Genomic DNA, 1,569 nt, shown 5'->3' on the forward strand with positions numbered 1-1,569 from the left:
TGGACTTGTCGTCGAGCTTGACCTTGCCCTCGTTGTTGAGGACGCCGCCGGCGACGCGGTGGAGCTTGGCGGTGTCGGTGGCGGTGTTCTTGGTGACGTGGGTGTTGGTCAGGGTGACCTTGCCCTTGTTGTTGAAGATGCCGCCGCCGTTGAGGGCGGTGTTCTTCTTGATTTCGGTGTCGCGCAGGGTGAGGGTGGCGTTGTCGTCCTTGTCCCTGCCGTTGCGCTCGGTGAAGCCGTCTTCGACCTTGACGAGCCATTCGCCGTTGAAGATGCCGCCGCCGAAGCGGTTGGCGGTGTTCTCGACGATGACGCTGTCGGAGATGGTGGCGGTGGCGTCCTGCTTGTCGTTGGGGTAGCCCCAGTGCTTGCCGCCGGTGTTGACGATGCCGCCGCCGTTTCCGTCGGCGTGGTTCTTGGCGACGAGGACGTGGTCGAGCTTGAGCTCGGTGTTCTCGGCGTAGATGCCGCCGCCGTTCTCGCAGGCGGTGTTGCCGGTGATGGCGGTGAAGCTGATGGTGACGAAGCCGCCGGAGCTGAACAGGCCGCCGCCGTTCTTGCCGGCGCGGTTGTCCGACAGGGTGCTCTTGACGGCGTCCTTGCCGTGGTCGGAGCCGACGATCTCGACGGTGCCGGCTTCGTCGTCGTGCTTGTCCTTCTTCTTGTCGTAGTCGTTCTGCTCGGTGCTGTTCTGGCCGTACTCGTCGTGCTTGGTGTTGTCGCCGTTGCCGTTGGCGATGCCGCCGCCGTTGCCGCCGGCGGTGTTGTTGTCGATGTGGGATTCCTTGACCTTGAGGACGCCGCGGTTGAAGATGCCGCCGCCGTCCTCGCGGGCGTGGTTGTCGGTGACCTTGCTGTCTTCGAGGTGGACGCGGCCGAAGTTGGCGATGGCGCCGCCGTTCTTCTCGGCGTTGTTGTCGGTCAGCTTCACCTTGAACAGGTTGGCGCTGCCGCCCCGCTCGACCAGAATCGCGCCACCGTCACCCTCGCCCTGCTTGTCCTTGTCCTTGTCCTTGTCGCGGTCCTTGTCCTTGTCCTTGTCCCACGACCCCGGGCCCTGCGGACCGGAGTCCTGCCCGACCGGCGCGGCCTGCGCGACCGGTGCGGCCTGCACCGCCGCGCCAGCCGGGGCCGCCGGCGCGGTCTGGGCGGCGGGAGCGGCGCCCGGCGCGCCGTTGCCCGGGGCGCCGTTGCTCGGGGCGCCCATGACCGGGCCGCCACCCGGGCCGCCGGGGACCTGGGGTCCGCCGCCGCCGTACTTGAACTCGGTGGCGTTGCCGCCCTTGACGGTGAGGTCCTTCAGGGTCAGCTCACCACCGTCGGTGACCCGGAAGATCCGGAAGGTGTCCTCGGAGTCCCGCTTGATCGTCGAGCCGTTGCCCTTGATCGTGATGTCCTGCTTGATCTCGGGCAGGGCCGAACCGTGCTTGCGGTCCTTCACGTTCAGCTCGTACGTGCAGTTCTCGGCCAGCTTCAGCGTGCCGCCGTGATCCCGGTTCGCCAGATCGACCGCCTCGACCAGCTCCTCGTCGTCACACGGCACCTCCCGGACCGTCCCGTGATCCGCGC

At 67.4% G+C, this 1,569-nt stretch carries 1 protein-coding gene; it reads right to left on the reverse strand.

Going from position 1 to position 1,569, the window contains the following annotated elements:
• The coding region (locus IEY96_RS32435) for a hypothetical protein (RefSeq protein ID WP_229792023.1) at window positions 1-1,543 on the reverse strand (1,543 nt) is incomplete at its 3' end.
• Between the last annotated feature and the right edge of the window lie 26 nt (window positions 1,544-1,569).

This window comes from Micromonospora fulviviridis, from assembly GCF_014648395.1.
Lineage (GTDB): Bacteria > Actinomycetota > Actinomycetes > Mycobacteriales > Micromonosporaceae > Micromonospora > Micromonospora fulviviridis.